27 protein-coding genes and 1 riboswitch are annotated in these 24619 nt (G+C 42.2%); of the genes, 24 read left to right on the top strand and 3 right to left on the bottom strand.

The features are described from left to right. Positions 1 to 20 precede the first annotated feature (20 nt). The 6 genes from EIZ58_RS16175 to EIZ58_RS16150 all read left to right on the top strand — a co-directional run bounded on the left by EIZ58_RS16175 (position 21) and on the right by EIZ58_RS16150 (position 4970). Entirely contained in the window at positions 21 to 1283 is a 1263-nt protein-coding gene (locus tag EIZ58_RS16175; RefSeq protein ID WP_134701867.1) for an MFS transporter, read from the top strand. An 84-nt stretch (positions 1284 to 1367) separates the two neighbouring features. Next, complete coding sequence (locus tag EIZ58_RS16170; RefSeq protein ID WP_134701866.1) at positions 1368 to 1808, top strand: universal stress protein; 441 nt, start codon at positions 1368 to 1370, stop codon at positions 1806 to 1808. A gap of 111 nt (positions 1809 to 1919) precedes the next feature. Further along, complete coding sequence (locus EIZ58_RS16165) at positions 1920 to 2438, top strand: hypothetical protein (protein ID WP_134701865.1); 519 nt, start codon at positions 1920 to 1922, stop codon at positions 2436 to 2438. 163 nt (positions 2439 to 2601) lie between these two features. Beyond that, positions 2602 to 3525 carry a helix-turn-helix transcriptional regulator gene (locus EIZ58_RS16160; protein WP_134701864.1) on the top strand — a complete coding sequence of 308 codons (924 nt, stop codon included), beginning with the start codon at positions 2602 to 2604 and terminating at the stop codon, positions 3523 to 3525. 15 nt (positions 3526 to 3540) lie between these two features. Further along, positions 3541 to 4230, top strand: coding sequence for an ABC transporter permease (locus tag EIZ58_RS16155; protein WP_134701863.1), 690 nt, complete (start codon positions 3541 to 3543; stop codon positions 4228 to 4230). After that, complete coding sequence (locus EIZ58_RS16150; protein WP_134701862.1) at positions 4224 to 4970, top strand: phosphate ABC transporter ATP-binding protein; 747 nt, start codon at positions 4224 to 4226, stop codon at positions 4968 to 4970. The genes EIZ58_RS16155 and EIZ58_RS16150 overlap by 7 nt, the downstream gene beginning before the upstream one ends. A 99-nt stretch (positions 4971 to 5069) precedes the next feature. Here EIZ58_RS16150 and thrC read toward each other — a convergent pair whose 3' ends face one another. Next, positions 5070 to 6464, bottom strand: a complete 1395-nt coding sequence (thrC, locus tag EIZ58_RS16145) for a threonine synthase (RefSeq protein WP_134701861.1) — start codon at positions 6462 to 6464, stop codon at positions 5070 to 5072. Between the two features lie 258 nt (positions 6465 to 6722). Here thrC and EIZ58_RS16140 point away from each other — a divergent pair, with 258 nt between their 5' ends. Together EIZ58_RS16140 and EIZ58_RS16135 are read left to right on the top strand one after the other, a co-directional pair. Beyond that, positions 6723 to 7283 carry a non-oxidative hydroxyarylic acid decarboxylases subunit B gene (locus EIZ58_RS16140; RefSeq protein WP_134701860.1) on the top strand — a complete coding sequence of 187 codons (561 nt, stop codon included), beginning with the start codon at positions 6723 to 6725 and terminating at the stop codon, positions 7281 to 7283. Between the two features lie 64 nt (positions 7284 to 7347). After that, a complete protein-coding gene (locus EIZ58_RS16135) occupies positions 7348 to 7626 on the top strand; it encodes an acylphosphatase (protein WP_134702015.1) in 279 nt (92 codons plus the stop codon). Between the two features lie 49 nt (positions 7627 to 7675). Here EIZ58_RS16135 and EIZ58_RS16130 read toward each other — a convergent pair whose 3' ends face one another. Next, positions 7676 to 8770 carry a nitric oxide synthase oxygenase gene (locus EIZ58_RS16130; protein ID WP_134701859.1) on the bottom strand — a complete coding sequence of 365 codons (1095 nt, stop codon included), beginning with the start codon at positions 8768 to 8770 and terminating at the stop codon, positions 7676 to 7678. A 164-nt stretch (positions 8771 to 8934) separates the two neighbouring features. Between EIZ58_RS16130 and hprK the strand changes: the two genes are divergently transcribed. The 3 genes from hprK to EIZ58_RS16115 all read left to right on the top strand — a co-directional run bounded on the left by hprK (position 8935) and on the right by EIZ58_RS16115 (position 11962). Further along, the gene (gene hprK / locus EIZ58_RS16125; RefSeq protein WP_134702014.1) at positions 8935 to 9858 is read left to right on the top strand and encodes an HPr(Ser) kinase/phosphatase; all 924 of its coding nucleotides are present in this window, start codon (positions 8935 to 8937) and stop codon (positions 9856 to 9858) included. Positions 9859 to 10089: 231 nt separating this feature from the next. Then, positions 10090 to 10929: a phosphatase PAP2 family protein gene (locus tag EIZ58_RS16120; protein WP_167577754.1), complete on the top strand. Its 840-nt coding sequence runs from the start codon at positions 10090 to 10092 to the stop codon at positions 10927 to 10929. Between the two features lie 235 nt (positions 10930 to 11164). Next, positions 11165 to 11962, top strand: a complete 798-nt coding sequence (locus tag EIZ58_RS16115; RefSeq protein WP_134701857.1) for a TerC family protein — start codon at positions 11165 to 11167, stop codon at positions 11960 to 11962. Positions 11963 to 12004: 42 nt separating this feature from the next. Here EIZ58_RS16115 and EIZ58_RS16110 read toward each other — a convergent pair whose 3' ends face one another. Next, positions 12005 to 12934, bottom strand: a complete 930-nt coding sequence (locus tag EIZ58_RS16110; RefSeq protein WP_134701856.1) for a patatin-like phospholipase family protein — start codon at positions 12932 to 12934, stop codon at positions 12005 to 12007. Positions 12935 to 13163: 229 nt separating this feature from the next. Then, positions 13164 to 13263, top strand: a riboswitch (purine riboswitch). A 56-nt stretch (positions 13264 to 13319) separates the two neighbouring features. Between EIZ58_RS16110 and EIZ58_RS16105 the strand changes: the two genes are divergently transcribed. The 13 genes from EIZ58_RS16105 (at position 13320) to EIZ58_RS16040 (ending at position 24458) form a co-directional block, all read left to right on the top strand. Further along, a complete protein-coding gene (locus tag EIZ58_RS16105) occupies positions 13320 to 14753 on the top strand; it encodes an NAD(P)/FAD-dependent oxidoreductase (protein ID WP_134701855.1) in 1434 nt (477 codons plus the stop codon). A 197-nt stretch (positions 14754 to 14950) separates the two neighbouring features. Then, on the top strand, positions 14951 to 15472 hold the full coding sequence (locus EIZ58_RS16100) for a hypothetical protein (protein ID WP_134701854.1): 522 nt from the start codon (positions 14951 to 14953) through the stop codon (positions 15470 to 15472). Between the two features lie 180 nt (positions 15473 to 15652). Further along, positions 15653 to 16120, top strand: coding sequence for a PCYCGC motif-containing (lipo)protein (locus EIZ58_RS16095; protein WP_305034055.1), 468 nt, complete (start codon positions 15653 to 15655; stop codon positions 16118 to 16120). Between the two features lie 123 nt (positions 16121 to 16243). After that, positions 16244 to 16936: a response regulator transcription factor gene (locus EIZ58_RS16085; protein ID WP_134701851.1), complete on the top strand. Its 693-nt coding sequence runs from the start codon at positions 16244 to 16246 to the stop codon at positions 16934 to 16936. Further along, on the top strand, positions 16914 to 19070 hold the full coding sequence (locus EIZ58_RS16080) for a sensor histidine kinase (RefSeq protein ID WP_134701850.1): 2157 nt from the start codon (positions 16914 to 16916) through the stop codon (positions 19068 to 19070). Before EIZ58_RS16085 ends, EIZ58_RS16080 begins: the two co-directional genes overlap by 23 nt. 54 nt (positions 19071 to 19124) lie before the next feature. Further along, positions 19125 to 19538: a hypothetical protein gene (locus EIZ58_RS16075; RefSeq protein WP_134701849.1), complete on the top strand. Its 414-nt coding sequence runs from the start codon at positions 19125 to 19127 to the stop codon at positions 19536 to 19538. 10 nt (positions 19539 to 19548) lie between these two features. Beyond that, on the top strand, positions 19549 to 20046 hold the full coding sequence (locus tag EIZ58_RS16070) for a GNAT family N-acetyltransferase (protein ID WP_167577752.1): 498 nt from the start codon (positions 19549 to 19551) through the stop codon (positions 20044 to 20046). A 297-nt stretch (positions 20047 to 20343) separates the two neighbouring features. Further along, positions 20344 to 20712 (top strand): hypothetical protein, encoded by a 369-nt coding sequence (locus tag EIZ58_RS16065; RefSeq protein WP_134701847.1) that lies wholly within the window; start codon positions 20344 to 20346, stop codon positions 20710 to 20712. Positions 20713 to 20840: 128 nt separating this feature from the next. Beyond that, complete coding sequence (locus tag EIZ58_RS16060) at positions 20841 to 21650, top strand: alpha/beta hydrolase (protein WP_134701846.1); 810 nt, start codon at positions 20841 to 20843, stop codon at positions 21648 to 21650. A 176-nt stretch (positions 21651 to 21826) separates the two neighbouring features. Continuing rightward, a complete protein-coding gene (locus tag EIZ58_RS16055) occupies positions 21827 to 22684 on the top strand; it encodes a carbon-nitrogen hydrolase family protein (RefSeq protein ID WP_134701845.1) in 858 nt (285 codons plus the stop codon). A 12-nt stretch (positions 22685 to 22696) separates the two neighbouring features. Then, the gene (locus EIZ58_RS16050; protein WP_134701844.1) at positions 22697 to 23368 is read left to right on the top strand and encodes a GNAT family N-acetyltransferase; all 672 of its coding nucleotides are present in this window, start codon (positions 22697 to 22699) and stop codon (positions 23366 to 23368) included. 27 nt (positions 23369 to 23395) lie between these two features. Further along, positions 23396 to 24067 carry a GNAT family protein gene (locus tag EIZ58_RS16045; RefSeq protein ID WP_134701843.1) on the top strand — a complete coding sequence of 224 codons (672 nt, stop codon included), beginning with the start codon at positions 23396 to 23398 and terminating at the stop codon, positions 24065 to 24067. A gap of 79 nt (positions 24068 to 24146) precedes the next feature. Then, positions 24147 to 24458 carry a hypothetical protein gene (locus EIZ58_RS16040; protein ID WP_167577751.1) on the top strand — a complete coding sequence of 104 codons (312 nt, stop codon included), beginning with the start codon at positions 24147 to 24149 and terminating at the stop codon, positions 24456 to 24458. Positions 24459 to 24619: the final 161 nt, after the last annotated feature.

Below are 24619 nucleotides of genomic sequence, written 5' to 3'. Positions count from 1 at the left end.
AAGTCGGGGGTGAGCTCTTCTTGCATTATGGTTGGGTAGTTGTATGGCTAACGTTTTTTGCGATTCTTATAGCAGCAGGGATTCGATCCATTACAGGTATAATTATGGTTCCGATGGAGCATGAGTTTGAATGGAGTCGTTCGGCGATTTCCCTTGCCTTTGCGATTAACCTGACCTTGTATGGTTTCTCTGGGCCTTTTATTGCAGCAGGTATGGAGCGGATAGGGATACGCAGGATGATGGTGTACGCTATGGGGCTTCTAGTGTTAGGGATGATCGCCAGCTTGTTTATGACCCAAATCTGGCAGCTTCATATTATATGGGGCATTGTTATTGGAATGGGTTGCGGAGTTTTTCTAACCGTTCTGTCAGCCACCATTGCAAACAATTGGTTTGAGAAGAGGAAGGGTTTTGTGCTCGGGTTGCTTATGGCGAGCACGGCAGCAGGACAAATGATTTTTCTTCCCTTTTTATCCTATCTTACTGAGACATATACATGGCGAATTTCCATGTCCGTCTTTATTATTTTAGCCATCATCATGATCCCCATTATTGTGATTTGGATGAAGGATAGTCCCAAAGAGAAGGGGCTTGCGCCATATGGAGCGATAGAGAAAGATGCCAAGCAGTTAGATGCTAAGGAGGACCAGAAAAATCCAATCTCGTCAGCCTTTGAAGTGCTATGGATTGGGATTAGATCGGGTCCTTTTTGGCTTTTAGCCCTTAGCTTTTTCATCTGCGGGTTGTCTACAGCTGGTTTAATGGGTACCCATTTTATTCCTGCTTCCACACACCATGGTATCCCAGAGGTTCATGCGGCAAGTTTATTTGCCTTTATGGGGGTATTTAACATTATTGGTACGATGGCCTCGGGTTGGCTGTCTGATCGCTATGACAATCGCTGGTTATTATTTTGGTATTATGGTTTGCGTGGGTTATCATTGCTTGTTCTCCCCTATGCATTCGAACAGAAGTCCTATGCCATGCTGATTGCCTTTGCCGTATTCTATGGCTTGGATTGGATTGCGACGGTTCCGCCTACTGTTCGATTAGCTTCTGATTTTTTTGGAAAGGAGCGGGGAGCGATTATTTATGGCTGGGTATTTGCTGCTCACCAAGTAGGTTCTGGAGTGGCAGCTTTCCTTGGTGGCTACTTTTATGAGACCTACCATAGCTACACGATGACGTTTATTTCTGCCGGAATCCTATGTATCATCGCCACGCTATTTGTGTTGAGTGCGAAGAAAAGGCCAGCTTCCTCCAAGGAAGCCATTAGTGCATAGCCCTGTGATTTTTTATACATCTACCTCCGCACGGGTTTGCTAAACTAAAAGCAAATACATGGAAGAAACCAGGGAGGTATTTCGATGTTTTCTCTTTATTCCCGCATTGTGGTAGCTTATGACCAATCTGAACTAAGCAAAAGAGCATTGGAAACGGCAATGAAGATGGCTTCACAGGATGAGCGCATCGCCCTTGATGTTATTACCGTAGTTATGATTCCTACGACGGCTTATTACTCCGCATATAGCTATAACTTTGATCCCCTGAGAAAAGCTTATCTGACGGCAGCAGAAGAAGAGCTTCAAGAAATTCAGGAAAAGCTAAAGGCTATTCCTAATCCGTCTCGAGCATTGGTTTTTGAAGGTAACCCCGCAGAGGTTCTTCTTCATTTTGCAAAAGAAAACGAAGCAGACCTTATCGTAATGGGAAGCAGGGGTTTAAGTAATATGAAAGAGTTATTTCTAGGCAGCGTCAGTCATTATGTTGTACAGAAGGCGACGTGCCCCGTTTTTATTGTGAAATAAGGCAGATCGATCCCCCAATTAAGTTTTTGGGGGATTTTTTTAACCATGAAACTTTCAATCCTTCAATCTCGTCAAAGTCAATGGAAAGACATTACAGAGGAGAGATGAAAGATGAAAAAGTGGATATCATGTTTAACTGCGGGAGTGTTAACCCTTTCATTGTTGGGTTGTCAGCAAGAGGAGATGCCTGCATCTACTAGCCCAGCTGAAGTCACATTACCTGCCAATGGCCAAGATAGTCAAACTGCTCCACAAGAAGCCTCTGCTGAACCGCGGATTTACCAAAATTCTGTCGATGGATACCTTCTAGACTTACCGAAGGAGTGGGCTAACGTAAAGGTAATTGAAGCCAGTCGAAGTGCCGACTTTCTATATCCCTCAGCAAACCCGGAAGCGAATCAGTCGCTTATGCGCATTGTAGGGATGTCGGTTGAGGAGTGGGAGAAAGTGAAATCAGAGGATAGTCCAAGTGCCGGTCAATTAAAAGAAATTACGCAGATTGACGGAAGCATGTACTTTTACGTTCTTCCCCTAGACCAAATCTTGGAAGGTAAAGAGCTAGAAGAATATAATGCGATGGTAAAACAAATTCCCGATATTATTTTTAACTTTCGAGTGGAGAATAAATAAATCTAAAAATATTTATCCTTGTTAAAGGTTGTTCCTTCTTAGGAATAGCCTTTTTTCTGTTGAAAACTAATAAAAACCAACAAAAACAAACAAGTATAGATTGACCCTCTACTAGAATCTATCATATGATTTGTCTATCAGTTAGTTAATAGGAGGACTGCTTATGAATAATGAGACTTACACCCCCGAAGAAGTCGCTAAGCTACTTAAGATTTCTAAGTATACGGTCTATGAGCTAGTGAAGCGAGGCGAGCTAAATTCCTACCGTATTGGCAACAAGGTAAGGGTGGAGAAAGAAGACTTAGAAGCGTTTATTCAAGGCAAGAAAGGGGCTACCGCTCATCCAGTCCAACCCTTAAGCCATCCACGGACCATGCTGCTTCGTCTTGCGGGCAGTCATGATTTTTTGGTTGAGCATCTAGTTCAGTATCTAAGCAAATCTTCACATACCCTTTCCTTACAAGTGAGTTACATAGGAAGTTTAGAAGGAATCATGATGCTGCATCGAGGATTTACGGATATGGCTGCGGTCCATCTACTTGACCCTGCATCCGGAGATTACAATGTTCCTTTTATCGAACGATTGTTCATTCATGAGCCTATTCGGGTTATTCGTTTAGCGACACGCAATCAGGGGTTTATCGTTGCTAGTGGCAATCCGAAGAGGATATTAGAATGGAACGATTTGATCCGCAAGGATATTCAATTTATTAACCGTCAAAAAGGCTCAGGAACTCGGTTTTTGTTGGACCATCACTTGAGCAAACACCAAATCTCTCCTCAAGATATTACTGGGTATGAGAAAGAGGAGTGGAACCACTTTGCTACAGCTTCGGCTATCGGTAGAGGGGCAGCTGATGTCACACTTGGGATTGAAAGTGCAGCGGTAAAGATGGGACTATCCTTTATTCCTCTTGCGCAAGAGCGGTTTGATTTGATTGTTCGGCTTACATCTGAAAATACAGAAGCCTGGGAGGCATTCTACACTCTTTTAGTTTCTGAAGATTTTCGCGAAAGTCTTCACTCGAGTGAGATGGATGGTTATGATTTCAGTCATTTGGGAGAGATGGTATACGAAAAAAACTAGATAAGCGAGGCTACTATGTGGAACATTTTAGTTGAAATTTTTCAAAATCAAGAAGTCAGAGCGGTCATTCTACTTTCGTTGCAAGTTTCAACGAGTGCTGTCCTCGTTGGAATGCTTCTAGGTATCCCCGTTGGAGCTGTTATTGGGTTATTTAACTTCCCTGGACGAAAATTGGTGATCGCTCTTATCTATACCATGATGGGGTTTCCACCCGTACTTATTGGGGTAGTTGTTTATCTTTTGCTTTCTAGGCAAGGGATTTTGGGTGAATGGGAGCTCCTATTTACTCCGTCTGCCATGATCATTGCCCAAGTCATTTTGGTGACCCCCATTATTGCCGGGCTAACCCTTTCAGCCGTCTACGCAAAAGAAAAAATATTCGCTGAAACGGCTCAGAGCTTGGGAGCCAACCGATTCCAGCTCGTGTGGGCGTTAATCAAGGAATCCAGGAAAGGGATTTGGGCTGCGGTGGCCACGGCGTTTGGACGGGCCCTTTCAGAAGTGGGTGCGGTAATGCTTGTAGGCGGGAATATCGAAGGGCATACCCGTGTGATGACCACCGCCATTATACTTGAGACCAGGAAGGGGAATTTTGAAGTAGGATTGGCACTGGGGATTGTACTTCTTTTCCTCAGCTTTATCATCAACAGCTTTCTAATGGTTGGCATGCTTCGGGGGATTCAGGGAGGTGGGAGAGGATGGTAGCTAACGTAGCGGAATATGACCAAGTTTGTGTTGAATTCGAAGGACGTGAGACATTGTCCATTCCTCATCTCGAGCTTCAAGCTGCCAGGCGTTACGCTGTGGTGGGTCCAAGCGGTTCAGGAAAGAGCACTTTTTTGCGTTTGACAAATTTGTTGGAGAAGCCTGCTAAAGGCCAGATGCGATTATTTCAAAAAAACCTTCCTGTCAAAGGGTATTCGCGAAGCGAGCAATTGGAGCTTCAACGACAAATGGTGTATGTTTCACAAAAACCTGTCATGTTTGATATATCCGTTTTTGATAACGTTGCAATGGGCCTAAGATATCGGAACCTAAGTAAGGTTGAAATAAACGAAAGAGTAGAGGCTGTCTTACAAGCAGTAAGACTAACAGGCTTTACTGATCGGAGGGCGGTTTCTCTTTCCGGCGGGGAAGCGCAGCGAATAGCTCTGGCACGAGCCCTAGTCATTGAGCCGAAGCTCCTTTTGCTAGATGAGCCGACCTCTAATCTGGACCCGATGAACATTGAGATTATAGAAGAGGCGATTCATCAGATTTATAAACAGATAGGGGTTACCATTGTGATGGTTACTCATAACCTGCAGCAGGCACGGCGAGTGGGAGATGAAATCATCTTTGTTCACCAAGGAAAGGTTTATCAAAAACAGGAGAGAGATCAGTTCTTTGACTCCCCAAGAGAAAAGGAGATTGAGGACTTTATTACCGGCAGGATGATTTACTAGCTTCATACCTTGGCCAAAAACCAGATAATCACAGGATAGTTAAATAGAGAAGGGTGTTCCCAAGGAACACCCTTTTAAAGTTAAACCTAATTTCCTATCTTATTTACTAAAAAATTGTTCTAAGCGTCGAGCAATCTCGGCATTATCGGCCTTTACGATCTCCTGGTACTGTGGCTTATCGAACAGCTGACTGATCTGCTCTGGATAGGTTTGCTCAATGTTACAACGCTCAATGGACTCATTAAACTTTGCAGGATGTGCCGTAGAGAGGGTCACACATACTTCATTAGAGTCGGTAACCTGCTCGTACGCAGCAACACCGCAAGCGGTATGTGGATCAAGCAAGTAATCATACTCCTTATAATATTTACTTATCATAGTTAAACATTCTTCTCCCATTACACCATGGGCATCGAAGTCATCATGTACAATACGGAGCTTAGCTTCATCAATCACAATTTTTCCATTAGCCTTAAATTGATCCATCAGAGCCGCAACTTGATTCGCATCCTCGTTCAGTAGGTAATAGAGATAACGTTCAAAGTTGCTGGCAACTTGAATGTCCATTGACGGACTGAAGGTACTATGGAATTGCCCCGGTTGGTAAATTCCATCTTTTACGAAACGTTCCAAAATATTATTCTCATTAGTTGCTACGATCAACTTGCCTACAGGAAGTCCCATGCGCTTCGCGAGGTACCCAGCAAAGATATCACCGAAGTTCCCTGTTGGAACACTGAAGTTAACCAATTTGGCATCGGTTTGTTTGGTTACTTGGAAGTACGCATAGAAATAATAAACGGTCTGGGCTAAAATCCGCGCAAAGTTAATGGAGTTAATTGCACGAAGATGATATTGGTTCTTAAAATCTACGTCTGCAAACAATTCCTTAATGATGCGTTGACAATCGTCAAAGGTTCCTTCTACAGATAAATTTAGGACATTTTCGTCATGGACGGTGGTCATTTGCAGTTCCTGCACCTTACTTACCTTTTGGTGCGGATGAAGGATGCAAATGCGAATTCCTTCTTTGGATCGAACGCCTTCAATTGCGGAAGCTCCTGTATCACCGGAGGTAGCTCCAATGATATGTATGATTTTATCTTGCTTCTTGGAAATATAGGAATATAAGTTACCTAGAAACTGTAGAGCCACATCTTTAAAGGCAAAGGTCGGTCCATGAAAAAGCTCCAGGACATACATATCGTCATTGACCTTACGAACAGGAGTGACTTCGGGATGTCGGAAGGTTCCGTAACTCTCAGCGATTAATGCCTTTAGATCATCTTGTGGAATCTCGTCATTCGTATAATAAGAGAAGATTTCGTAAGCTAACTCTTGATACGAGAGAGTTGCCCATTGTTGGAACTGTTCTTCTGAAACTTGGGGAATGTGACTTGGGATTAGAAGTCCTCCGTCGTCAGCTAGTCCCATAAGGACTGCATCGATAAAACCAATGTCTTGTACTTGACCACGTGTGCTTATATATTTCATGGTTCTCTCCTATGAAAAATGATATATTTAATAATTGAAAATATTATTTGGATACTATTCAGTATCCTTTTGATTAGATAATTTTAATCTATAATGGTGGGATTTTCAATTCTTTCCGTGATGTATTAATATGTAAAAAAGAAAAAGACCCCAAAGGGGATCGATACGGAGGCTATAAATAGCCGAAAACCATGAAAAATAGAATGGAAAACTTGTTAGACTATTTAGGTTACTAAGAATAGGATCGAGGTGAAAGATTTGAGAATCATTGTAGGAATAACAGGTGCTACTGGCGCTATATTTGGAATACGTATGTTGGAAGCCTTAGATGCAGCAGGTGTAGAAACCCATCTTGTGATGTCAAAATGGGCTGAAACCACTATACGTCTCGAGACCCCGTATACGATAGACGATGTGCAAAAGCTAGCCCACGTTGTTCATCAGCCGTCAAATCAGGCAGCATCTATCTCGAGCGGATCGTTCCGCGTTCAAGGCATGGTAATTGCGCCTTGCAGTATGAAAACTCTGGCTTCAATCCGTATGGGGCTGGCAGATAATCTAGTCAGCCGGGCAGCTGACGTGATATTGAAGGAAAGGAAAAAGCTGGTGTTACTGACCCGAGAGATGCCTTTAAATGACATTCATCTAGAAAACATGCTGGGACTTTCAAGAATGGGAGCCGTGATCATGCCGCCTGTTCCCGCTTTCTATAACCATCCTCAATCCATTGACGATATGGTCAACCATATTGTGGCACGTACATTAGATCAATTCAATATTGACAATGACTTAACTCATAGATGGACTGAACCAAGATAAACTCCTCCTCCCAACTTTGCATATCTTGAAGGTGAAGACTGGCAAGTGAAGGAGGAGAGTCCCTATCGTTAGGTATCATATACTTGTAACGGGAAAAGTACAGGGTGTAGGATTTAGACGTTTTACCCAAAAGCAAGCTGTAAATTTAAAAATTGTGGGATGGGTACGTAATAAGCTGGATGGGACAGTTGAAATTGAGGCAGAGGGAAAGCCGCAAAACATGAACGATTTCATTACGTTGCTTTGGCAAGGTCCCTTGAGAGCGGTTGTTGACCAGGTACAAAGCCAGCCAATACGAGGGTTAAAGGGATATCGAAGATTTGTAATTAAAAGAAATGGATGATGGAACAAGAGCGCCCTCCGTTTAATCGTAGGACGCTATTTTTTTCCTTTTATTTATATGGTTTCGCTTGATAGTAATAATTCGGTGTAACCATCCGATCGTCATAAGACTGGTGAAAAATATGTGTCGTCGCAGGTGATACTGGGGGTATGAGCCAAGTCCAATCACCGGTCAGCGCTCTATTTTTTTCTTTTTCCTGCTTCTCAAAGAGTTGGAACTGGTGAGCGGCGGTATGGTGATCAACGATGCTCACGCCAGCTTGCTTAAATGAGTGCAGGACCGCGATATTTAATTCAACTAATGCCTTGTCTCTCCAAAGAGTGGATTCTCTTTCCGTGGATAATCCGAGTATACGCGCGACCTCGGGAAGCTGATTATACCGGTTCAGGTCCGCCAAATTGCGGGCGCCGATCTCCGTTCCCATGTACCACCCATTAAATGGAGCTGCTGAGTACTGAATGCCGCCAATCTCCAGCAGCATATCGGAAATGAGAGGAAGGGCATACCATTGGAGATCTAGCGAGGCAAATGCCTCTAAGCTAGGATGGGTAATCGGCACTTCAAGGACAATATCTTTTGGTAGGGCATAGAAGGTAGGTGGATTGCCACTCGTTTGTATTACGATTGGTAAAAGATCAAACCGAGTTCCATCTCCATTCCAGCCCATCTCCTGACAGACTTTCGTGAACAAAATCGAGTGGGGATCACCGATGATGCCGTTCTCTGTTTCATACCCAGCATAACGGATGAGTTGATGGTTCCAAATTCGAACTTGATCCTTGCCGTGAGCCTGGGGTTTAAAAATGGATATTGTAGGAAGGATATTCCCCTGGTTTGTCGCATAGGAAATATGGTCAAACAGAGCCGTTGCAACTTCGTTGGGAGTAGATAGGTCTCTTTTATCAAGTACATGGAGCTTGTCCCAAAACAGTCGGCCAATGCATCGATTGCTATTTCTCCAAGCCATTTTTGCGCCGTGTTCTAGCTCTTCAAAAGTATGGACATACTGGCTTGTTTCTTGGATAGAGCCTTCAATGGCCTGGAGTCTTGATTGGATTTCTTGAGATTTTCCGAGCTCGGTATAACAACGGGTTATGAACCTCTCAGCTTCCATATAGAGTTCCTGATTCTGTTTTACGATCATTAGTGCTCTCCTTTTTGAATCATCCTTATTTTTATTAAATCATTAACTATTCGCTAAATCAAAAGGCGATCCCTTGACAATTTATTTTAGTAGACATTCTTAACAATCTGTTCTACCTTGAAGAGAGAGAAAAATTGAGTACTGAAAATAAGAAAGGGAATGAAATGAAAACAATATTCGTTAAAGACCTTGTCGATAAGTTTCAGCTTGAAGTTTTAGCCGGAGAAGTTGGATTGGATAGGCCGATAACCGAAGATGATATTCATAGACCCGGCTTGGAGTTTACAGGATTTATTGAATACTTTCCCCATAATCGCATCCAGCTGCTTGGAAGGCAGGAAGTAGATTACCTGCACTCGCTAACTCATGAAGAAAGAGATGAACGGATAGGGAATGTGGTACGCCTTCATCCGCCTTGCTTTATTATTACCCGGGGGCAAGAGGAGTTAACCTATTTTCAGAAGCACTGTTCGGAACAGGGAATTCCTCTTTTGCGAACTAGTCAAAAGACAACGAAGTTCATCACGAAAGTCAATAACTTCCTCGAGAAGTCTCTTGCAAAAGAGATTGGCGTCCATGGCGTTTGTCTCAATGTGTTTGGAGTCGGCATCTTGCTACGTGGCGAAAGCGGGATAGGCAAATCGGAAGCCGCGTTAGCACTTATTGAACGAGGACATCGCCTCATTTCCGATGACCTCGTTATGATCAAACAAATTGATCCCGAAACGATTATCGGCACACACAATATTAGTAACCGAGGTTTTTTATCCTTGCGCGGGATTGGGCTAGTAGATATCCCACGAATGCATGGGTCGGGGTCTGTTCAGGATGAAACGGAAATTAATATAGATATCTTGCTCTCTCCATGGAAGGACAAGCATCATTATGATGCGCTTGGTTTCGAAAGATTTACTGTCTCCTATTTAGATGTCACGATCCCACACGTGGAGATACCGGTTCGGCCGGGACGTGATGTAGCTGGACTAATCACAACAGCGGCGAAAAATTGGCGGCTGCAGCAAGAAGGTTATGACGCACTTGAAGAATTCCAAAACCGTATTAATTTAGGGCAAGAAATGGGCAATTAAAGTAAAAAAATATCATTGTCAAGGGACTACGGTTTTCATATAATGAAAATAAATCACATACAGCATCCCACCAAAGGGGAGTAGCTATCAGGTCAACCGCCTGAAACAAAGTCGTCACTTCGTGGTTTTACCTCCGGCTTTGTTGGTACACATCCGTACTAAGCAAGACCTTTGCCATCAGGCTAAGGTCTTTTTATGTTGTTTGAGTTTATACGGGAAGGGATAAAGAACATGTTTGATTCGGTTAACGCAATCTTATTGACCATGGTGATCACTATTTTGGTTATGGTAGGCTATATTTTAAAGTGCAATCCCTTATACCCTGTTACGGGGCTCATAAGGGATGTAGTTACTAAGAAAATGTTATTATGGCATTTTTCTGCGCTGCTTGTCGTTTTGGTTCTTAACAAAGTCCAGCAGCTGGTTGAAAAAGAAATGAAAGGAGTGGAAGACTTTACCTGGTGGGTGTATAGAACGGAGGGAAATATTGTTTATTATATCCAGCACTTTTTCCTCCATGATGGACTAACCTTTATCTTAACGTATTTTTATATCATCGTATTTACGGCCATGATGTTTGTTTCCTTTATTGTTTATCACGCCTATCAAGAGAATAAAGCCTTTTATGCCTTGTTCTATGGAATCATGCTTAATTATTTAATTGCTATCCCCTTTTATCTTTTTTTTCCAGTTAACGAAGTATGGTATGTTCATTCGAAGGTGGAGTTCTTAATCCCACAGGTTTATCCAAATTTCGAACACGAATATCGGGCCTTGTCAGGTCTCAATAACTGTTTTCCTAGTCTTCATACCTCGCTTTCGGTTACAATGGCCGTCATTGCTTTGAAATCTAGGCTCCCTAGAATAGGCGCACTATATTCAATATGTGCAGCTGTTATTATATTTTCAATCTTTTATTTAGGTATTCATTGGGTGCTTGACATGGTGGCAGGGCTTGGACTTGGACTTTTCGCAGCTACGTTTGCTTTACGATTAAGCGAATCTTATGCGAAGACAGTATGGGATGTAAAACGTGGGAGAGCAATCGAAACTATTGACTTTTTCAAATAGAGCCTATATTATAAACTTAACAAAATAAAATATCCCTTAAAGGGGAGTAGCTTTAACAGCAAAGTCGTCATTCCAGGGTTTACCCTCGGCTTTGTTGGCAACTGTTTAGTTGTTAGCGAGACCTTTACCACGAGCAGGTAAAGGTTATTTTTGTTCCATTAAACAATGACCTTGTACCTGTTTTGGGTAAAGGTCATTTTTATTTTTCTCAAGAAAAAAGAGGAGGAGAAAAGAAATGGAACTTTCATTGTTACTCGAATATGGTTGGGTGTTGCTCGTATTGATCGCACTTGAAGGGCTGCTAGCTGCAGACAATGCCCTTGTTCTGGCAATCATGGTAAAGCATCTACCAGAGAAAGAAAGAAAAAGAGCGTTATTTTACGGTTTAGCTGGAGCCTTTGTTTTCCGTTTTGCCTCCTTATTTGCGATTTCGTTCCTTGTAGACGTATGGCAAGTACAGGCGATTGGTGCCCTGTATCTATTGTTTATTGCCATCAATCATATTTATCGAAAATTTGTGGTTAGAAAAGCCGAACAGGATGCTGCAAGTGAAGGAAACACTGCTCCCGTGAAAAAGGGTTCTGGTTTCTGGATGACGGTGTTTAAGGTTGAATTAGCGGATATTGCGTTTGCGGTCGATTCAATTTTAGCCGCCGTTGCGCTCGCCGTTGCCCTACCTAAGTCCAATCTCCCTCTCATTGGCGGAATGGATGGAGGTCAGTTCCTTGTTATCTTTGCAGGTGGATTTATTGGGCTTGTTATTATGCGTTTTGCTGCAACCTATTTCGTACTCTTGCTGCAGCGCAAACCAGGTCTGGAAGTCGCAGCTTTCTTCATCGTAGGATGGGTAGGGGTAAAGCTAGCTGTATACACGATGTCACATGAAGCCCTCTCCATTCTTCCTGAAGGGTTTGCTACCTTGCCAGCATGGAAGTTTACCTTCTATATTGTATTAGTATTAATTGCAGTGTGTGGCTGGTTCTTTTCGAAGGAAGCAACTCCAGTCAATGAAGAGAAGCAAAAGGCGGTGTAAGAAAAATGAAACCTCTGGATAGATCCAGAGGTTTTTTTCAGATTATTTAATTTTGGGGGAGAGTTGTGGAGCAATGGAGGTATGGTAGGTTTTTATATAATGATGATAGTCCCATTTCTTTAAAAATTTCCTAGAGGCTTCCCGGCCCAACTCAATCAATTCAAGACGCTTCTCTTCAGGAATGGTAAAATCCGTTGTCCCGACGTTAATATTATTTACAAATATCGTTCGAACGGCATCATTTTCTTCGATGTATCGTGAATCACGAGCGTCCATCATGGTACGGACAATTGCTAAGGTCTTACTGACGGGTCCTCTAATTTGCTCAGGTTGAGGAACAATGGTGGGGCCGGATAAGCGAAACCCAAAGGTGGGGTAGGAAGGAAGACTATCCTTGTCGAAGATCCATACAGGGTAATTGCTTAGAATAGAGCCATCTAGAAAAGTATGTTTTTTTAAGTGTACAGGAAGGAAATAAAAGGGAATAGAACTGCTGATACGAACAGCCAAGGCGAGGGGAAAGGTGGCTGCTTGCAGTCCGTAACGGGTAAGATCGTCTGGTAGAATGGCCATTCGATTGTTTGATATATCGGAAATAACAATTTTAAGCTTGTTCGGAGGAAGATCACCGAAGGTCAATACTCCCTTTTTGCTTAGCACTTGGTTTAACCACTTCTCGAGTATAGAAAGTTTGTAGATGCCATTATAAATATACAAACTAAGCCAAGACCCGATAAGTGGAAGATGACTGATCGCTGTTTTCCTCTGAAGCTGTTCATAAGGAAAATGTGAAAAGAGCTCTATTAGCTCTTTTCCAGTATAGCCTGCAGCTAGTAGAGTTGCTACGATAGACCCTGCGGACGTTCCTGCTAGTCTCTCCCATCGATAACCGGCATCTTCCATAACCTCAACCGCTCCTAGATGCGCCAATCCTTTAATGCCTCCGCCTTCAAAGATACCAGCTGCCTTCAAGGTTCATCTCTCCTTTAAATTTCTTCTTGATTATATGTTATAGAGATAGAAGATATTCATTTTCTCCTTATTGCTTCATTCGAACGATGTTGAATGTTCGGTTTTTGCTCTGAATCGAGGAATGAATTGGTCCTAGTAAGGAACCTGGGTATCAAAAAACGAATATCTTTTCAGAATGAACTTGACATATACACCCTTTCTGAATTAGTATACTTATTGTTGCCGAATTAAATAACGGAAGTGAACTGTTCGTATATCCTCAATAATATGGTTTGAGGGTTTCTACTAGGAGCCGGAAATTCCTAACTACGAATGGGGTCTTGTTGTACCCCATTCGGCAGTTGGAGTTTCTTGGCTTTTTTTCATTTTTGAAGGGGGAACATATATGAACACATACGATGTAGTTGTAGTTGGTGGGGGACCAGCGGGAATTTTTACGGCTTATGAATTAACTTTGAAGGCTCCTCATCTTAACGTGCTGTTAATTGATAAAGGACATGATATATATTCTAGACGCTGCCCGATCTTAGAGGAAAAAATCAAGCTGTGTCCACCGCCTGCAGGCAAAAAAGATTATGCTGGCTGCTTGCCAGCTTGCTCGATTACCAGTGGGTTTGGAGGGGCAGGAGCATACAGCGATGGGAAGTTTAATATTACGACGGAGTTTGGAGGTTGGATGACCGATTATCTTAATCCCTCCAAGGTTCTAGAGCTGATTAAGTATGTAGACGAAATTAATTTAAAGCACGGCGCGACGGAATCCATTACTGATCCAACAACAGAAACCATTAAAAATATCGAGCAGAGAGGCTATGCTGCGGGTCTAAAATTGCTGAGAGCTGAAGTTCGCCACCTGGGTACAGAGCAAAATTTAGAAATTTTAACCTCGATCTATGAGTATTTGAAAGAACGAATTACCATGATGTACAAAACCGAAGTCGCAGATTTGATTACGGATAAAGATAATGATCGACATATTGTAAAAGGGATTGTGCTTAAGAATGGAGAAGAATTTGCTGCTGATCATGTGGTTATTGTTCCAGGACGTGACGGATCTGCTTGGTTAACAGATATCTTAAAGAAAAGAAAACTGAAAATGTATAATAACCAAGTGGATGTCGGTGTTCGAGTAGAAACATCCGATGTGGTGATGAGAGAGATCAATGAACACCTATACGAGGGCAAATTTGTATTTAATACGTCTGTAGGAACGAGAGTTAGAACGTTCTGCAGCAATCCATCCGGTCATGTTGTCGTGGAGAATCATAGTGGAATCATGGCAGCCAATGGTCATTCATATAAAGATCCGGCTCTAGGGTCAAGCAATACAAACTTCGCATTATTAGTATCTCATACCTTTACAGATCCTTTTGATAAGCCAAATGAGTACGCTAGAGAAATCTGTAAGCGGGCAAACGATCTTTCGAACGGCGGGGTCATTGTCCAAAAGTACGGTGATATTATTCGCGGAAGAAGATCGACCGATAGTAGAATAAAAGAAGGATTTCTCGAGCCTACGTTAAAAGAGGCGGTACCGGGAGACCTTGGTTTGGTATTGCCTTATAACACAATGAAGAGTTTAATAGAAATGGTAGAAGCACTTGATAAAGTGACCCCTGGAATCGCTTCTGAGCATACCTTGTTCTATGGTGTAGAAGCCAAGTTCTATTCAGCACGTCCTAAACTTACGGAAGAATTCGAGACGGAGATCAAAGGCTTATTCTGTGGGGGAGACGGAGCAGGAATAACCAGAGGATTGGCTCAAGCAGGAGCGGCAGGTGTTTGGATTGCTCGAAATATTGTAAAACGCTGTATCTAATGTAAAGAGACCACTACAACAGTGGTCTTTTTACATTATTGGTTTATTAATCGTATTAATTCCTCTTTATTCGATGGTGAGGGAACTTATTTGTAGATTATTCTTATATGAATCTAGTGGTAATCCCCGTCTCAAGTTCATAATGTAGAACTAAATTCAAAGATACGGCTTAGGTTAAGCTGAAAGGGGTTTGGGGGATGAAACTAAAGGAATTGCAAAAGCTGTTAGAAGTGGGTCAGTTTATGTATCGAAAGCAGCAAGCATACTTAACCCATTATAGTACTGAGAAGACGTTGTTTATGGCTGAGCTAAAAATGATTAAGGAAATACTAGCCATGGATATGGGAATTTTATGGGTCAGAGGGAATGCGCATTATATTGTCAATACAGACCATTACGAGTTTATTGTAGAAAAGCTTGATGAATATTATCAGGATCTGATGTTTATAGATGAGTTAATGGGATATATCCAAGCACTTTGTTCGGAGGAAATTTATGATTTTGTCCAAGGTGGGATCTATAAGAAGGATCAATCTACCGAGATTGCCAATCGTTTGTTTAGCTTAAAGGAAAGCTTACAAGCTACTCGCAGTAAGCTCTACCCAATTGACGGTAATAACCACCGACTTTTAAGTATGGAAAAAAAGATTCTTCACATTGCTTTGGCTCAGCTAGGAGGTAAGAGGTATTTTAAACACCCAACGTTTTTGCACGCTTAGGTCCATTGATACAGAGGCAGACCTTGATAAAAGTGGGTCTGTCTCTTTTGTTTTTAAGGAAGATGACAACTTTGTTAAACATCTGCCTTTTTTCGCGTGAAGTTATAAATTTTGTGATAAAATGCATAAAGACAAGCATCAGGTACTAGTGGTATGATGTTGAAACGGAGGGATTCCACGATGAAGAAGGTTTCGCTTACTCTAATTGCATGTTTGTTGTTAGTCACCGGATGCAGTGGATCTAAAGAGCAGCACAGCCATGGACAAGCCACCGCTCCTGTCTTAACATATGAAATAGGAAGTAATGATTGGTCTGTTATTACAGCTTATTCTCCTAAGGAAAAGGTTTTAGAAGCTTACCAATTTGCTGTTGAACATCCCGAGGTTCTTGATTATATGCCTTGTTATTGCGGTTGCTTTGAAGAAGATGGTCACATTAACAATACACATTGCTTCGTTCAGAAGGTAGAAGGCAATACGGCTATTCTAGATACGATGGGATTTGGCTGAGGGATTTGTGTGGATATCGCCCGTGAGGCGAAGCAAGAGTATGAAAAAGGAACAGACCTTAAAACCATACGTCAGTTAGTAGATGCTAAATACGGAGCTAATGGTGTGAATTCTACGCCTACACCATTCCCCAATTAGAACAAAGACCTCATATAGGTCTTTTTCTTTTGTACTAGTGTTGAATTTAAGAAATTCTTAAGATTTGTTATACCTTGTTCTTAAGAAACGTCTCATACAATGAAACTCAAAGGAGGAGAAAAATTGAACCGATATTGTGTGCTTGTGGTGGATGATGAATTGGAGATTCGGGATGCAATTGAGATTTACTTAAAAAACGAAGGTATAACGGTCATAAAAGCAAAGGATGGCTTAGAGGCACTTGAAAAGCTACATCAGCATCAAGTTCATCTTATCGTGCTGGACGTCATGATGCCTAGATTAGATGGGATAGCTACAACATTTAAAATTCGAGAGGAGAAGAATATTCCCATTTTAATGTTAAGTGCAAAAACTGAGGATACAGATAAAATTCTAGGACTACAGGTTGGGGCAGATGACTACGTAACCAAACCCTTTAATCCACTGGAATTAATCGCTCGTGTGAAGTCCTTGCTAAGAAGATATGTTACGCTGGGAACCTATGAAGGCTCTGAAAAGGTGATTGAATTGCATGGATTAACTTTAAATGAATCGGCTAAAGAATTTTTGGTACAGGGTGAACCAGTAAAGCTAACTCCTATTGAGTATAAGATTGTAGAGCTGTTAATGAGAAATCCTGGACGTGTGTTTTCTATTCATGAAATTTATGAGCGGGTCTGGCAGGAACCTGGTTACAACGCTGAAAATACGGTGGCCGTCCATATTCGGAAAATAAGAGAAAAAATTGAGATTGATCCAAAAAATCCAACATATTTAAAGGTGGTTTGGGGAATTGGCTACAAAATGGAAAAATAATAGAGGGCTGACAACAGTTTGGATTTTGCTCTTTACATACGGATTGATAGGCATTTCAATCGCTTTAAACTATGGTCCGGAGAAGCATGATTATTTTCGTAATTATCCATTCGAGCATCAATTGAATCAGTTTTTGGACAACTTAGCTATGCTTGAATTCCATCATCTAACTGAGAATGAGACAAAGAAGTGGATCACTGTATCTGATGAAGAAATTAACGAGCATCGCTATCGTTACGGTGATTTAGCCCAGCAGCTAGAAAATATCAAAGGACAGTATGAAAATAGAATCCGTGATGCTGTTGCTGCAGAGCAACATGATGTTGTGGAGGCCCTTGTTGCGGAGCGAGACAGGAAACTCGAAGATATTACGAATAACTTTAAGAGTGATGATCACATTAGAGTTAAAATTGTAAAAGAAAAAGAGAAGAAGATTGAAGAATTTTATAAAGAGAGAGAACAGCATCGCAGTGATTACATGAAGTATAAAAGTGTCTTTCTTTACCATTTTAAAAATATTGAAACTGGAGAAGAGTTTACGAATATCGTGAACCCAAACGAGATAATCGCATTCGAGCGAAATTACCCTTCCGCTTCCTATCATTATCTGACCGTTGGGGGAGCATATGGGAAGTTGCTAAGTGAATTAAGCCTTCCAAGTAACATCAACATGTACGAAGGTAGAATTGCAGTCCCCAAGTCATCCGAGCTAGCCCTTTCTGTTCTGCCGGGTTATGATGAATTTCAGCAGAGACAAAAAGTAGGTTACTGGACACTTTCTACTGGTTTAGTGTCCCTATTTGTCATCCTGAAAAAAGTCCCCATTCATGAAGGATTTAGCCGATGGCAGACCCTGTACAATCGAATTCCTCTAGATATCGGAATCACCGCGTTTGGCTTTATAGGGCTGATGACGCTCTTCTTTCTAGGTGTTAGCGCAAATGACTTCCTTTATAATTATTCCTACCAACACTTTTGGGATTGGATATTGCGATTGGCTGTAACGACCGTACTAGTAGCTTTAACCCTGATGCAAGGAAGCTGGTTATGGACAAGGGTCAGAAAACAATCTGACATGAGAGTAGAGTGGCGGAAGACGATCCTTGCCCGAACATACTTTAGTATAAAAGAGGTCTTTCTTGTACGACATATTGGTACTCAACTTATTATTCTCTTGTTCTTTGTTTTTTCATTAGGAGCTGGCTTCCTCCTTGTTATGCTCAAACCAAGGTTGATCATTTTCTATGCGCCATATGCTCTTCTGTTGGGCATTCCGGCGTTATTTGTAATCATCAAAAGAGCCGGATATTTTAATCGAATCGTATTATGTTCCAATCAATGGGTACTTGGGAATCTCGAGGTTGATTTACCGGTAACCGGAAATTCCTCGTTCGCGAAGCTTGCTGAAAATATGAACAAGCTTAAGCATGGGGTGAGAACTTCAATAAATGAGCAGGCCAAAAGTGAACGACTGAAAACGGAGCTTATTACGAACGTTAGTCATGATTTGCGTACCCCTTTGACCTCCATTATTTCCTACACGGAGTTATTGAAAAGGGAAGATCTTTCGAATGAGGATCGTCAATCCTATATAGATATTCTTGATCGTAAGTCGAAACGATTGAAGGTCTTAATAGACGACTTATTTGAAGCAACGAAAATGGCCAGCGGAAATATTCAATTAGTAAAGGATCGAGTAGACTTGGTACAGCTTCTTCAACAGGCACTGGCAGAATACAACGAAAAAATCGAGGAGTCTACTTTGCAACTCCGGGTCGTGCTTCCCGATAAACCGGTATATGCCCGTGTGGATGGACAAAAAATATGGCGTGTGTTTGAGAACCTCATCGGCAATTTCCTGAAATATTCATTAGAGCAGACCCGAGTTTATATTACAATGAAAACGAATCCACAGTATGTAGTGATTACGTTTAAAAATGTAGCCAAGTATGAACTAGGGGAAAATGTAGAAGAATTATTCGAGCGGTTTAAACGAGGAGATTCTTCAAGAAATACGGAAGGGTCTGGACTTGGATTGGCAATTGCCAAATCCATTATAGACTTGCATGATGGCAGCATGGAAATGGAAGTGGACGGAGATCTATTTAAGGTCACCATTACGCTTGCCACTTGAGTAGAATGACCTCCAAGGGGAATAGTATGAACGAACAACTTTGGAGGTGAACCTATGCAGACAATCAGATGGGTTATTCCCATATTTATATGTCTTTCCTTTATTTTTCAACCTATCGTTTTGGCCGCCGATTCGGAAATTGAAGTGTTTGATCTTAAACAAGAGCGTGTCATTAGGATTGCGCCTAATTCCCCGTGGGTTCATGCCCAAGTAAAACAGTGTGTACACCATATTCAAGATATTACAAAGCGATTTAATCCAATTCCTAAGGATGGACATATTTACAAAATTCCTCTTGAACCTCCCATCCCGATCAATAATCAATGGTTAAGCGGCCTAATTGATGAGGTCAAGCTTATCTTGCCTGATGAAGATCTTCCGCTTTTGATGGTATTTGATGAGGAAAATAAACCTTACTTTTTTGAATTTGATTATGATATCAAGGACCTGCTGGTTAGGCTTAAATAGGAGACACTTCATGCGACCCACTATACATACAGAGAAGATAAGACCTGTTACTCTAGAGGAGTTTTTGGATTTTCGATATGCATTGTCTGTAAGCAGCGTAGGCATTGGAGCGAATGAACAAGGAATTCTAACTGCCATGGAAGATTCGATACGGAATGGGGAGATTCTATACGGAGCCTTTGTGAATGGGCAATTACTGGGAATGGTGGAATACAGTGAAGAGATCTTTTGCACCAATAGTCAAGACCATGTAAAGGAATTGTTGATTGGCACGATATTCGTTCATCCTCAATATCGTGATCAGGGAACGGGTAAGGAGCTCGTTAATTTTGTATTGGAACAAGCGAACACGGACTATGTGTTAACGGATCCGATTGATCGAAGAGCTGAATCATTCTTTTTACAATGTGGCTTTACTCAAAACGAAATTTTTGACAAAGATCAGGTTGGAACCTGGATGATGGTACATTCGAAGGCTCATACTAGAGAACAGTTCAATAGAATATAGTATACCCAAACAAAAAAAATCCCTCTGCCGATAAAGCAGAAGGACAAGGGGTATGGAGACAAAAATTTCCAAAACTAAAGATACCATCATCTGCATCATAAGAGATGAGAGGATACTCTTATTCTACTATGAAAACAGTGTTTACATTGTGAAAAATTTGTGTCAAAAACGTTCAAGAAATGGTTAGAACCGCTCCTTTTTGCGGTTCTTTTTAATCGTACACTGAAACTCATGCGTGCCTAACAGCGTATAACATAGTAGATCGAAATATAAAGAATAGAGAGTAGGGCGATTCCCATGTTTTTATCCGAGCTTGAGCCAAAGGAGAGAACTGCTTTTCTCGAATTAGCGCACAAAGTAGCCAATTTCGATGGTCATTTAACCCCTGCAAAGGAAATCCTTCTGTTAGAGTATGCAACAGAAATGAATATAGAAGATTATAAAATTCAATATTTATCTCTTGAGGAAATTCTCCCATACTTTTCGAGTGAGAGATCTAAGCATATAGCACTGACAGAATTGCTCCGCTTGATCTTTTCCGATGGCGTGCTGCACAATGCTGAACGGAAATCAGTAGAGCTGATAAAAAAGCATTTTCAATTTGACCCTAATGAGTACACGAGCTTTAAAGATTGGGTAGATAAGATTAAAGAACTATCTAGATAATTTGTTTGAGCCTTCATATACATGAAGGCTTTTTTGTATGCACGAAACAATTCATACTTTACAGGTCGGAATAATATGTTATATAATAAGGAAAATTACTGAGAGCGTATGGAACAGGAGGATTGGATGTGGAGCAAACATTAAGAATTGATAGCGGAAATGTAACATTAGCAGCATCACTTCACCTTCCACAGAATCAGGGGGCTAAGGTTCCTTTAGTTATCATCTGCCATGGTTTCGTAGGAAGCCGAATCGGGGTGAATCGCTTGTTTGTCAAGGCTGCTCGTGAATTCGTCCAGCATGGAATCGCTGTATTGCGCTTTGATTACGAAGGGTGTGGGGAAAGCGAAGGAGATTACGGATCGTATGGCTTTGAGCGCTTTATTCAGCAAACCCTAGATGTTATCGATTACTCGACCAAGCTAGACGAAGTGGATGAAAACCAGATTATCCTCCTTGGACATAGTCTTGGAGGAGCGGTTGCTGCACTTACAGCGAGCAGGGATAAACGTATCCAAAAGTTAGCCATGTGGTCTGCTGTCGGTCATCCCTTCCATGATATTGTGCAAATCATTGGAGAAGGGCAATTTCACAAAAGTGCAACTACCCATTCGATCGACCATGAAGGCTTCGCCTTAACTCATCGGTTTTTGGAATCCTTGCAAGGCTATAGCCCCATTGAGGAATCCAAGCAATTCTCTGGGGACGTATTTCTAGCACATGGCATGAATGATGAAGTCATACCGGCAGACTATTGTTCTATCTATCAGTATTCGTTTATTAGAGGTAAAAGTAAGAGCTGTGTAAAAATACTAATTCCTGAAGCAGATCATACCTATTCTTCGATTCAAGCTAGCACTTCCTTATATCGTCAGACTCTTCAATGGCTGGTAAAGCAGATTCATACCCAACAGGTAAATGATCACGAAGCGATTTAACGTTCAGGCATTCGATTCTTCCTTGAGGAGGGATTGAATGCTTTTTCTGATTGACTTTCTTAACTGTACGCTATATCATTACAGTATTTGAAACCTACATTTTCCAAATGAAGTTATAATAGTGGGGATTACCAATTCACCAAGAATGAGACAATAAGTTCCTGAGGAGGGTAAACATGAAGCTAAGAGTTTCTGCTGTACAATATCATCTCCATACGATTCAGTCCTTTGACGATTTTGCTAAACAATCCGAGCATTATATTAAGACAGCGGAAGAGTTCGGGGCTGAGTTTGTCTTGTTTCCAGAGTTCTTCACCACCCAATTAATGTCTATCGGCGATCAGAACGGAAACGCCCTCACGATTAACGATCTGCCTGATTTTACGGATCGTTACCGCGACCTGTTTTCAAGCTTTGCCAAACAAACGAAGATGTACATTATTGGGGGTACTCATGTTATCCGTAAGGGAGACCGATTATATAATGTAGCTCACTTGTTCTACCCAGATGGCCGCATTGCAGAGCAAGCTAAGCTGCATATTACGCCAACGGAAGTAAAAGAATGGAAAATGTCACCTGGGGAAGGCCTTGAGGTGTTTGAAACCGAAAAAGGGACCATTGCCATGCTAACCTGCTACGACATTGAATTTCCTGAGATCGTCCGAATGGTCAAGGCCAAAGGCGCCGATGTGATTTTCTGCCCATCTTGTACTGATGATCGTCATGGATTTCATCGCGTTAGGTATTCATGCCACGCAAGAACGATCGAGAACCAGGTCTACGTGGTGACTACTGGTACAGTAGGTTCACTTCCTACTGTGGATTTTATGCGCGCAAATTTTGGCCAAGCTGCCGTTATTACCCCGAATGATATTCCTTTCCCGCCACAAGGGATTATGGTGGAGGGTGAATTAAATAATGATATGATCGTGACCGCTGACTTAGATCTGGAATTGCTTTATGAAGTAAGGGAGCGAGGCTCGGTCACAACATGGCGTGATCGACGCATTGATCTTTATCCAGATTGGAAGTAGGAGGGGTGCGGCTTGTATTTTAAACAATTTTATGTGTTTGACCAAGAACGCCCTGTTCCTGCTGTGGTACGAAATTATCACAAGGAAGACTTCGATCAGCTAATCGAGGTCCAGAAAGAATGCTTTCCGCCGCCTTTTCCGTCCGAGCTCTGGTGGAACAAAGGACAATTAAACAATCATGTCAGGTTATTCCAAGAAGGTGCACTATGTATAGAAGTTGACGGGGAGATTGTTGGTTCCATGACAGGACTGCTCACTGATTTTGATCCGTTGCATCCAGAACACTCTTGGGAGGAAGTAACGGATCAAGGGTATATCCGAAACCATAATCCTAAAGGAAACACATTGTACGTTGTAGATATTAGCGTAAGACCTGCTTATCGAAAACTTGGTTTGGGCAAGTGGCTTATGCTATCCATGTATGATGTTGTGGTCCACTTAAGACTAGAACGTCTACTTGGTGGAGGGAGAATGCCTGGTTATCATAAGGTGTCAAAGGAAATGACAGCTGAGCAATATCTGCATGCTATAGTCAAGGGAGAGCTTAAAGATCCAGTAATCACCTTTCTCCTGAGGTGCGGTCGAACCCCTGTGCATGTGGTCAAAAACTATTTAGAGGATGAGGAGTCCTGTAATTACGGAACATTGATGGAGTGGAGAAATCCATTTTATTCTTCTAGATAAAAAGCGAAAAAAGGAGTGGACAAGAGCATGGAATATCATCGCATTACAAGTATTGAAGATCCTTTATTTAAACAAATGCATCAGTTGATGCAGGAGGTGTTTCCGCCTGAGGAGGTACTTGAATTTGACCTGTGGAAAGATCCTTTAGAGGATCCGGGCATCCGTGTATTCGTTTGCGTTCACGAGGGGAAAGTGGTAGGTACAACAGAGTATCGTTACTATGAAGATTTCAATGTTGCTATGACCGATTTTACGATCATAGGCAAACCAGGTCTTGGTATCGGACGATATCTTGCCCAAAAGCGACTAGACGACCTCCATGGCCTTGCCCAAGCCAACGGCAAGCAACTAGCGGGGATGTTTGCTGAAATCTATGATCCTTATCGCGTAGAGCACTACGAGTTTGGCGGGGTGAAGCCAATGGACCCGTATGTTCGTAGGGAAGTGTTATCGCATTTAGGCTACAAGCGCCTAGACTTCCCGTACGTCCATCCATCCTGGAATAATGACGGAGAAGCGGTAACAGGATTGGATCTTTGCTATTTGCCAATGAATGGTAGTGAGGACGAGCTCTCTTCCTCCTTGATAGTAGCCTTCCTAAAGCGCTATTATACTGTATTAAGCAATAAGCCACAATCCTGGTACGATATGGTCGAACGACTGGAACAGACAGAAACTACGAAGTTATTACCTATTTAATAGAACGATTATTCGACGGGGTGACTCTTAGGGTCATCCTTTTTTCGATGAGGAGGATGGGATTGGTGCCCTGATCCGGGTGATTGGGGGGCTTGGCGGGCATCAAACGATGGCTTTGGTGCCCGGATCTGGGTGTCTGGAGGCATGGAGGGCATCAAACGGTGGTTTTGGTGCCCTGATTAAGGCATCGGTAGGCCTGGCGGGCATCAAACGAAGGAATTGGTGCCCGGATCTGGGCTTCGGGAGGCCTAGAGGGCATCAAACGAAGGAATTGGTGCCCGGATGCGGGCTTCGGGAGGTCTGGCGGGCATCAAACGATGGTTTTGGTGCCCGGATCTGGGTGTCTGGAGGCATGGAGGGCATCAAACGGTGGTTTTGGTGCCCTGATTAAGGCATCGGTAGGCCTGGCGGGCATCAAACGAAGGAATTGGTGCCCGGATCTGGGCTTCGGGAGGCCTAGAGGGCATCAAACGAAGGAATTGGTGCCCGGATGCGGGCTTCGGGAGGTCTGGCGGGCATCAAACGATGGTTTTGGTGCCCGGATCTGGGTGT

Source organism: Ammoniphilus sp. YIM 78166 (assembly GCF_004522215.1).
Lineage (GTDB): Bacteria > Bacillota > Bacilli > Aneurinibacillales > RAOX-1 > YIM-78166.
Note: the sequence above shows the minus strand (reverse complement) of the source record. Positions and strands in the feature narration are given on the sequence as shown.

What these genes read in the sequence shown, in the direction of transcription:
- EIZ58_RS16150 (WP_134701862.1), top strand. Translation starts at nt 4,224, where the DNA reads ATGGTAGCTAACGTAGCGGAATATGACCAAGTTTGTGTTGAATTCGAA.
- EIZ58_RS16055 (WP_134701845.1), top strand. Translation starts at nt 21,827, where the DNA reads ATGAAGCTAAGAGTTTCTGCTGTACAATATCATCTCCATACGATTCAG.
- EIZ58_RS16130 (WP_134701859.1), bottom strand. Translation starts at nt 8,770, where the DNA reads ATGATCGTAAAACAGAATCAGGAACTCTATATGGAAGCTGAGAGGTTC.
- EIZ58_RS16120 (WP_167577754.1), top strand. Translation starts at nt 10,090, where the DNA reads ATGTTTGATTCGGTTAACGCAATCTTATTGACCATGGTGATCACTATT.
- EIZ58_RS16155 (WP_134701863.1), top strand. Translation starts at nt 3,541, where the DNA reads ATGTGGAACATTTTAGTTGAAATTTTTCAAAATCAAGAAGTCAGAGCG.
- EIZ58_RS16075 (WP_134701849.1), top strand. Translation starts at nt 19,125, where the DNA reads ATGCAGACAATCAGATGGGTTATTCCCATATTTATATGTCTTTCCTTT.
- EIZ58_RS16100 (WP_134701854.1), top strand. Translation starts at nt 14,951, where the DNA reads ATGAAACTAAAGGAATTGCAAAAGCTGTTAGAAGTGGGTCAGTTTATG.
- EIZ58_RS16160 (WP_134701864.1), top strand. Translation starts at nt 2,602, where the DNA reads ATGAATAATGAGACTTACACCCCCGAAGAAGTCGCTAAGCTACTTAAG.
- EIZ58_RS16165 (WP_134701865.1), top strand. Translation starts at nt 1,920, where the DNA reads ATGAAAAAGTGGATATCATGTTTAACTGCGGGAGTGTTAACCCTTTCA.
- thrC (WP_134701861.1), bottom strand. Translation starts at nt 6,464, where the DNA reads ATGAAATATATAAGCACACGTGGTCAAGTACAAGACATTGGTTTTATC.
- EIZ58_RS16070 (WP_167577752.1), top strand. Translation starts at nt 19,549, where the DNA reads ATGCGACCCACTATACATACAGAGAAGATAAGACCTGTTACTCTAGAG.
- EIZ58_RS16065 (WP_134701847.1), top strand. Translation starts at nt 20,344, where the DNA reads ATGTTTTTATCCGAGCTTGAGCCAAAGGAGAGAACTGCTTTTCTCGAA.
- EIZ58_RS16170 (WP_134701866.1), top strand. Translation starts at nt 1,368, where the DNA reads ATGTTTTCTCTTTATTCCCGCATTGTGGTAGCTTATGACCAATCTGAA.
- EIZ58_RS16105 (WP_134701855.1), top strand. Translation starts at nt 13,320, where the DNA reads ATGAACACATACGATGTAGTTGTAGTTGGTGGGGGACCAGCGGGAATT.
- EIZ58_RS16045 (WP_134701843.1), top strand. Translation starts at nt 23,396, where the DNA reads ATGGAATATCATCGCATTACAAGTATTGAAGATCCTTTATTTAAACAA.
- EIZ58_RS16115 (WP_134701857.1), top strand. Translation starts at nt 11,165, where the DNA reads ATGGAACTTTCATTGTTACTCGAATATGGTTGGGTGTTGCTCGTATTG.
- hprK (WP_134702014.1), top strand. Translation starts at nt 8,935, where the DNA reads ATGAAAACAATATTCGTTAAAGACCTTGTCGATAAGTTTCAGCTTGAA.